This window comes from Eggerthella sp. 1_3_56FAA (assembly GCF_000185625.1).
In the GTDB taxonomy this organism is placed as follows: domain Bacteria; phylum Actinomycetota; class Coriobacteriia; order Coriobacteriales; family Eggerthellaceae; genus Eggerthella; species Eggerthella lenta.
The window spans coordinates 728,672-736,865 of sequence record NZ_GL622579.1; the positions used below are offsets into that span (position 1 = coordinate 728,672).

Annotated in this window: 7 protein-coding genes and 1 pseudogene; all 8 read left to right on the forward strand. The window is 64.1% G+C overall.

Features of this window, described 5'->3' with window-relative positions:
- Positions 1-442: pseudogene (locus HMPREF1023_RS03175) on the forward strand (serine/threonine protein kinase); the annotation flags it as partial.
- A 279-nt stretch (positions 443-721) separates the two neighbouring features.
- Positions 722-1,801: a DMT family transporter gene (locus tag HMPREF1023_RS03180; RefSeq protein ID WP_009304704.1), complete on the forward strand. Its 1,080-nt coding sequence runs from the start codon at positions 722-724 to the stop codon at positions 1,799-1,801.
- A gap of 33 nt (positions 1,802-1,834) precedes the next feature.
- Positions 1,835-2,395, forward strand: coding sequence for a hypothetical protein (locus HMPREF1023_RS03185; protein ID WP_009304705.1), 561 nt, complete (start codon positions 1,835-1,837; stop codon positions 2,393-2,395).
- A 69-nt stretch (positions 2,396-2,464) separates the two neighbouring features.
- Positions 2,465-3,295 (forward strand): creatininase, encoded by an 831-nt coding sequence (locus HMPREF1023_RS03190; protein ID WP_009304706.1) that lies wholly within the window; start codon positions 2,465-2,467, stop codon positions 3,293-3,295.
- Positions 3,285-5,093 carry a BCCT family transporter gene (locus HMPREF1023_RS03195; protein ID WP_009608245.1) on the forward strand — a complete coding sequence of 603 codons (1,809 nt, stop codon included), beginning with the start codon at positions 3,285-3,287 and terminating at the stop codon, positions 5,091-5,093. The genes HMPREF1023_RS03190 and HMPREF1023_RS03195 overlap by 11 nt, the downstream gene beginning before the upstream one ends.
- Positions 5,090-6,400 (forward strand): MFS transporter, encoded by a 1,311-nt coding sequence (locus HMPREF1023_RS03200; RefSeq protein WP_009304708.1) that lies wholly within the window; start codon positions 5,090-5,092, stop codon positions 6,398-6,400. Before HMPREF1023_RS03195 ends, HMPREF1023_RS03200 begins: the two co-directional genes overlap by 4 nt.
- A gap of 169 nt (positions 6,401-6,569) precedes the next feature.
- The gene (locus tag HMPREF1023_RS03205) at positions 6,570-6,836 is read left to right on the forward strand and encodes a hypothetical protein (RefSeq protein ID WP_015760423.1); all 267 of its coding nucleotides are present in this window, start codon (positions 6,570-6,572) and stop codon (positions 6,834-6,836) included.
- Positions 6,837-6,911: 75 nt separating this feature from the next.
- Complete coding sequence (locus HMPREF1023_RS03210; protein WP_009304710.1) at positions 6,912-8,123, forward strand: putative ABC transporter permease; 1,212 nt, start codon at positions 6,912-6,914, stop codon at positions 8,121-8,123.
- The last annotated feature ends 71 nt before the right edge of the window (positions 8,124-8,194 follow it).

Below are 8,194 nucleotides of genomic sequence, written 5' to 3' on the forward strand. Positions count from 1 at the left end.
CCCGGGCGACCCCTACCCGATCCACATCGACGCGACCTTCGTGCCGCTGCGCCCCGGCCTGATCATCAACAACCCGCAGCGCAAGCTGCCCGAGGAGCAGCGCGCGATCTTCGAGGCCAACGACTGGCAGATCGTCGACGCCGCCCAGCCGGCCCACTCCGAGCCGCCCGAGTTCTGCTACAGCTCCGTGTGGCTGTCCATGAACTGCCTGGTGCTCGACCCGAAGACGGTCATCGTGGAGGCCTCCGAGGTCTACCAGCAGGAGGAGATGGACAAGCTCGGCATGAACGTCATCCCCGTCGACCTGCGCGGCGCCTACGCCTTCGGCGGCGGCCTGCACTGCTCCACGGCCGACGTCTACCGCGAGGGCGAGTGCCTCGACTACTTCCCGAACCGCGTCGCCGACCCGACCCTGGTTCGCCCGGAGATGTGGAACGACTAGTCGCGTAGCCCATACCGGGGCTCGCTCCCCTTGCAGCGAGCCCCGGTTCATCCCGAAGTTCCGGCCTCCGAGGATCCCGTCTCGTGCAATGCGACGGCGTTCCTTGCACGAAGCGTCTCCCAGAGGCCGGCCGATTTGCTCCCGTATCATCACATTCATGTCGAAAGCGGCGCCGCAGCGTCCGCGTGCCTCGTCGTACCCCTACCCTTTCGCCCGCAAACGGGCAAGGCGTCCCCGTCAAGGACCCGGTCGACACGACTCCGCTCCAAGGAGGGATACATGAACCAACAAGCAAAGTACAAGCTTATCGGCTTCGTCATGATGTTCGCATCATCGTCGCTGATGGGCGGTATCGGAGCCTTCACCCGCTTCATCGATGCACCCGGCGACTTCGTGTCGTTCTGGCGCAACTTCGCAGGCTTGATCGCCCTCTCCCTCATCTTCTGCTTCGTCGGCGGAAGCTGGAAGAAGATCAAGGAAACCCGTTTCTCCGGCATGATGCTGCTCTCCGGCGTGTTCTTGGGCCTGCTCTCTGGCCTGTACTGCCTGTCTACGCAGTACACCACGCTGGCGAACGCATCGTTCCTCATCTACACCGGCCCCATCTACTCAACCATCCTGGCAGCGATCTTCCTGAAGGAAAAGCTCAACATCAAGGGCGTCCTGTGCATCGCCGCCGTGGTCGTCGGCATGCTGTTCATCGTCGGCATCGTCACGCCCGAGGGTCTGACCCTCGACCTCGATCCGAAGTACACCTTCGGCAACGCCATCGCCTTCGCTTCCGGCGTGGCCTACGGCCTGTACCTGTTCTTCTCGCGCTACCGCGAGGACTGCGACTCCAACGTCCGCTCCTGGTGGAACTTCCTGTTCGGCTCGCTGTCCATCGTCGTGCTGCTCGTCTGGCACCACTTCTTCCTGCAGCCGCTGTCCTACACCGAGAAGATCAACGGCGTGACGCAGTTCGACGCCTCGGGCCAGATCATCACCCACGCGTGGAACATGTTCACGATGCCCGGCTCGTCCTGGGTCGTGCTCATCGCCGCAGCGCTCATCACCGGCTTCGGCGCGTTCTACCTGCTCACCCATGCCACGAAGCGCCTTAAGGCCGGCGAGCTGGCCGCCATCTCCTACCAGGAGACCATCATGGCGTCGCTTCTGGGCCTGTTCATGTTCGGCGAGACCATGACCACCTTCCAGATCATCGGCGGCGCGCTCATCGTCATCGGCGGCGTTGCCCAGATCTTCTTCTCCACCGCAGCTGCGAGCAAACAGGGAGAGAAGATCGAGAAGGAAGAGGAGATCCGCGAGAACCTTGAAGCGCGGCTCGATCAAGAGCAAGAACGGGAAGCCTTGAGCTAGCCGAGCCGATTGCCAGGAAAGGAACGTGCACCTATGAAGATCACGAGCAACCTGACCCATGTTGCCACTGAAATCGAGTTCGAAGCGCCGTTGAACGAGGAGGAGCTGCTCGCCGTGTTCGAGAAGAGCGGCGTCCAGGGCTTCCCGGCCGAGCTCGACATCGCCGAGCGCACGGAGGACCACGTGCAGATGCTGTCGCTGGAGAAGCTGCTGGGCTTCGCCAAGGCGTCCGGGCTGTCCGCGGTGACCTACGACGTGACGTACTTCCCGCACGCCGACGACGCGGAGGTGGCCTACCAGCTCAGGCAGCTGGCGCGCGACCTGGAGATCAGCGCCGAGGTCATCCGCGACGTGTGCGCGGCCGAGATCCAGGAGTACCTGGCCCTCGACGCCAAGCGCGACGCCGGCCTGCCCGTCCACAGCATCGTGGAGGCCTACACGGGCGGCACCGCGTTCGCCTGGTACGGCATGAGCGACTACCCGCGCCTCAAGCGCTTCATCCTGCGCAAGCTGGCGCAGGGCGGTGCCCAAGCCAAGCGCAACTTCATCTTGCGCGCCAGCAAGGCCCAAGTCGACCTGCTGGAAGACTACTGATCCAAGCGCTGACGACATCGGAGCCCGCCGCGCATGGCGGGCTCCTTCCGATTCGAGGAGGGACAAGCTATGAAACCCACTGTGTACATGGAGGAAATGGACGCGTTCACCTACCGCGAGAAGCTGGCGAAGGATGCCGTGGTGTTCATCCCCGTCGGCGCGCTGGAGCAGCACGGCTCCCACATGGCCATGTGCGTGGACGCCGCGCTGACCAAGGCGATGGCCGGCGCCACCGCCGAGGCGCTCGTCGCCGACACGGACGGCGCAATGGAAGCCGTCGTGGCCGCTCCCATCAACTACGGCTACCGCTCCCAGCAGCGCTCGGGCGGCGGCTTCCACCTCTCGGGCACCACGTCGCTGTCGGGAACGACGCTCATCGCGCTGGCGAAGGACGTGGTGTTCGGCCTCATCCTGCATGGTGCGCGCAAGATCGTGCTGATGAACGGTCATTACGAGAACTACCAGTTCATCTTCGAAGGCGCCGAGCTGGCGCTGGAGAAAGCGCGCGAGAACGGCATCCGCGACGTGAAGATCCAACTCTTGTCGTACTGGGACTTCGTCGACGACGAGACCATCGAGGCCCTGTATCCCGACGGCTTCACCGGCTGGGATCTGGAGCACGCCGGCGTCATGGAGACGTCGCTCATGCTGCTGTTCCACCCCGACCTCGTCGACCTGGGCAAGACCGACGACCCGCTGTACGAGGGGCTGCCGGCCGAGCTGCCGAACTACGACGTGCTGCCCATCGTGCCCGGCTACACGCCGCCGTCGGGCTGCCTGTCCTCGCCCGTGGAATCCTCGCGCGAGAAGGGGGCGATCCTGCGCAACGTCGCCGTGAAGCACATGGTGGAAGCCGTGAAGCACGAGTTCTCGGGCGAGGGTGACTACCATGAGGTCTAAGAGCTCGGACGACGACGCGCGCAAGCACGTCCACCCCATGGAGGTGGAGAACGAGTCGGGCGAAGTGGATCCGGAGCCGAAGGAAGCCCAGGCCGCACGGCTCGGACGCACGGTCAGGCATGACCATGTCATCCGAGCCGCGTCGGTGGCCATCGTCGCCGTCGTGCTAGGCATCGCGCTGGTCAGCGCCGACACGTTCATCAACGCGGTTGGCGTGCTGCGCACGTTCGTCACCCAGTACTGCAGCTGGTGGATCGTGCTGTGCGCATTTTTGTGCTTCGCCGTATGCATATTCGTAGCGGTGACGAAGCTCGGTTCGATCCGCCTGGGCGGCAAGGACGCCAAGCCCGCGTTCTCGTACTTCTCCTGGTTCGCGATGCTGTTCGCCACCGGGCAGGGCGTGGGCCTGGTGTTCTGGGCGGTGGCCGAGCCTATCATGATGTACGGGGGCACCCCGTTCAACGCCCCCGACCCCCTGTTCGCCGGAGACACGGCGCTTGCATGGACGTACTTCCACTGGGCCATCCCGGCGTGGGCCATCTACGCCATCGTCTCGCTTTTCATGGCTTACGCCCGCTACAACATGCACAAGGACACCACGTTCCGCGGCACGGTGGAGGATCTGTTCCCCGCCCGCGCGAAGCGGCCCGTCGGCATCGTGGTGGAGATCCTCGTGGTCATCGCCACCATCTTTGGGCTGACCACGTCGCTCGGACTTGCATCGTACCAGTTCAACAGCGGTATTCAACAGATCTTCAACATCCAGACAGGGCAAGCCCTGCAGGTGGCGTTCGTCATCCTGTTCGGCTCCATCGCAACGATGTCGGTGTGGTTCGGCGTGGTGAGGGGCATCAAGAAGATCTCGAACGCGAACGCCGTCATGTCCATCGTGTTCGTCGCTGCCGTGTTCATTTTCGGCCCCACGCTGTACATCCTGGGCGTGCTGCCCGAGTCGCTCAGCGTGTTCATCGACCAGTTCATGCTGATGAGCGGGTTCACCGAAGCCGTGAACCTGGGCGCGGGCATCGCCTCGTACGGTGATTCCTGGCAGGCGTTCTGGTCGTTCTTCATCTTCTGCTGGTGCTTCGCGTTCGCCACGTTCACGGCGGGCTTCGTGTCCACCATCTCCCGCGGGCGCACGCTGCGCGAGTTCGTAGGCGGCGTGGTGTTCGTGCCCGCGGCCGTATGCATCGTATGGACGTGCGTGGTGGGCGGCACCGGCGTATGGGCGGCGATGTCCGACCCCGGCATCGTGGCGCAGACCAACGCCGACTCCTCGATGGGGCTGTTCCTCACCATCGACAGCGTACCTCTGATCGGCGGCGTGCTGACCGTGCTGGCAACCATCCTCATCGGCGGCTATATCGTGACCTCGGTGGACTCCGGCGTCATGGCGCTGTCGAACTTCGTGTCTCCCGCCGCGCGCCAGAGCCGCGGCTTCAAGGCGCTGCTGGCGCTGTGCATCACGGCGCTCGCCGTGCTGTTCATGGTGACAGCCGGACAGGACTTCCTCAGCACCATCCAATTCGCCACCATCGCCGGCGGCATCCCGTTCAGCGTCATCGTGATCCTCATGGGAGTCCAGTTCTTCAAATGGGTCAAGCACGACGAGCAGCTGGTGGAACGCGGCCTGGCCGAGCCGTTTCCCGAAGACTCGCTTGCTGCCCGGCAGCTGCGTCAGTGGCACGAGGAGAGGGAGGCGCGCGAAGCCGAGAAGGCATGGCTCACGCGGCATGAGGAGGTCGACGTCCCCGACGGAGCCGGCCTCGACGAATCGATGAAGGAGGTGTCGCGATGAGCGCGGCAGCAGTAACGGAGGCACAACCGAAAGTGCCGTTCAAGGTGGCGATCTCTTCGTTTTTGGGCAACTTCATCGAATGGTTCGACTACGCCACCTATACGTATTTCGCCATCACCATCGGCATCGTGTTCTTCCCCGAGTCGGCGGTGAACTCCACGCTGCTCGCGTTCGCGGTGTTCGCGCTGTCGTTCGTGTTCCGGCCGTTAGGGGCGGCGTTCTGGGGCAGCATGGGCGACAAGAAGGGGCGCAAGTGGTCGTTGTCGCTGTCCATCTTCATGATGACGGGCGCGGCGTTCCTCATCGGCTGCCTACCGTCGTACGAGACGATCGGCCTGCTGTCCCCCATCCTGCTGCTGTGCCTGCGCAGCGTGCAGGGATTCTCGGCTGCAGGCGAGTACTCGGGAGCAGCGGTGTTCCTGGCCGAGTACGCGCCGGCGAACCATCGCGGGAAGTACTGCTCGCTCGTGCCGGCATCCACCGCGGCGGGCCTGTTGGCGGGCTCCACCGCAGCGCTCATCATCAAGGCGCTGCTGCCCGAAGCCGACGTGATCTCATGGGGATGGCGCATTCCGTTCTTGCTGGCCGGACCCCTGGGGCTCGTGGCGCACTACATCCGCACGAAGCTCGAGGATTCCCCCACCTACCAGCAGATGACCTCGACGGCCGATCCGGCCAAAGAGGCCCCGCGGCCTACCCGCCTCGTGTTCAAGAAGTACAAGAAGCGCCTTGCGACCAGCATCGCGGCGACCATGGTGAACTCGGTCGGCTTCTACCTCGTGCTCACCTACCTGCCCACGTATCTGACCAGCTACACGGCGATGGAAGCCTCGGCGGCCCAGCTTGCCACCGACATCGCGCTGGTCACGTACATCTTCATCATCTTCGGCGCCGGAAAGATATCCGACATCGTAGGACGTAAGAAAATGCTGCTGGGCTCGTGCGTGGCGTTCATCCTGCTCAGCATCCCCGCCTTCATGATGCTGGAGACGGCTCAGCTGCCCATCGTCATCGCAGCGGAGCTCATCATGTGCGTGACGCTCTCGTTCAACGACGCGAACATCGCCTGCTACCAGGCGGAGATGTTCCCCACGGAAGTGCGTTACACCGGCGCCGCGCTGGGGTCGAACATCGCCTACGTGGTGTTCGGCGGCACGGCCTCGATGGTGGCCACCGCGCTCATCGACGCCACGGGCAACGGCCTTATGCCCGCGTACTACATGATGGGCATCTGCCTTGTGGCGGGCATCATCCTGCTGTTCACGGCGCACGAGTACGCCGGCAAGGAATTGAACGACATCGAGTAGAGGATCGAACGCATCGAAAAAGAAGAGGGAGCGGGAAGGGGCGCGTTGAGCGCCCCTTCCCGTGCCTGCGGCGCGTTGGCGCCCTCGCTCGCTTACGCGTCGCCATCCCTTGCGCTACAGCTCGGAGCGGCCCCTGGCGCGTCGCGCTTCGGCGTGGTTTCCTGCGGTCATGGCTTTTCGGAAAACATATGTGGAGGTGACGGCGCGCATCGACGTAGACGGACGGCTCACGCCGCTCGAGATCGTCTGGCGCGACGGCCGCATCTTCGCCATCGACCGCGTGCACGAGGCCATTCGACGCGCTTCTCAGCGCGTGGGCGGCACGGGCATCCGCTACCTCGTGTCCGTGAACGGCCGCGAGAAGTACCTGTTCTACGAGGGTCCGCGTTGGTTCGTAGAGGAGGTCGCCCCCGACGAGCCGCGCCCCTCGTCGTAGTCGCCGCGCGAGGCGCCCGCTCTTCGGCTATACTTTGGCGAGACAGATAGAAGCGCATTCGAGGAGAACATCGCCATGGGTAAGCACGACCGCGTCGAGAACGGACTCAACCTCGACGAAGGCGCGCCTGCGTCCAATAGCAAGATCCCCCTTCCGCTCAAGGTGTTCGGCATCCTGTGCATAGTCAGCGGCGCAGCGCTCGTGCCGGTGCTCGCGCTGCTCATCGTCGGCATGGTGATGGCCCTGCAGCAGGGCGCCATCGTCGAGGAGCTGTCCGCCGCCGCCCTCGTCATCTTCGTCTCCGACGCGGTGCTCATGACGGTTTTGTCCGCCATGTTCGTCATCCTGGGCATCCGACTGCTGCGCGACAAACGGCGTCGCACGGCCCAGATCGCCGAGGTCATGATCGTCATCCTCATCCTCGTGATCCTCTGCGACATGATGCTGAGCGGCCTCACGCCCGATCTCATCCCCTACGGCGTGGTGCTGGTCGTGCTCGTCGCGCTGTCGAGCTACGTGGACCCGTCGCTGGCCGAAGAGCGCGAGCTGCGCCGCAAACTGCGCGACATGGAAACGCGCGAGGCAGCCGAGGAAGGCACGCTCGGCCGCGACGAGACCGGCAAGGGCTTCATCGCGCTCAACTTCTTCAACCTGTTCTGGATCTTCGTCGTGTGCTGCGTGCTGGGACTCATGATCGAGACGGTATACCACTTCCTCGTCGTGAATCCAGGGCACTACCAGGATCGCGCGGGTTTGCTGTTCGGCCCGTTCTCGCCCATCTACGGTTTCGGCGCGGTGCTGATGACGGTCGCCCTGAACCGATTCCACGACAAGAACGTCGTGCTCATCTTCCTGGTGAGCGCCGTCATCGGCGGGGCGTTCGAGTATCTGACCAGCTGGTTCATGCAGTTCGCCTTCGGCATCGTGGCGTGGGACTACTCCGGCACGTTCCTGTCCATCGACGGGCGCACGAACGGCATGTTCATGGCCATGTGGGGCGTCTTGGGCGTGGTGTGGATCAAGCTGCTTCTTCCCTGGATGTTGAAGCTGGTGAACCTCATCCCTTGGAACTGGCGCTACGCGGTCACCACGGTGTGCGCCGCGCTCATGATCGTCGACGGGGCGATGACGCTGCTGTCGCTCGACTGCTGGTACCAGCGCGAGGCTGGAAAACCTCCCGAGACGGCCGTGGCGCACTTCTTCGCCGAGCACTTCGACAACCAGTACATGGAGAACCGCTTCCAGAGCATGTCCATCGATCCGGGCAACGCGACCCGCGCGAAATAGCGCGACCCGCTCGGCGGGCGCGAGATCGAAGGGCGTAGGGGCGTGCGCGCAGAGCGCGGCGCCCGCCCCTA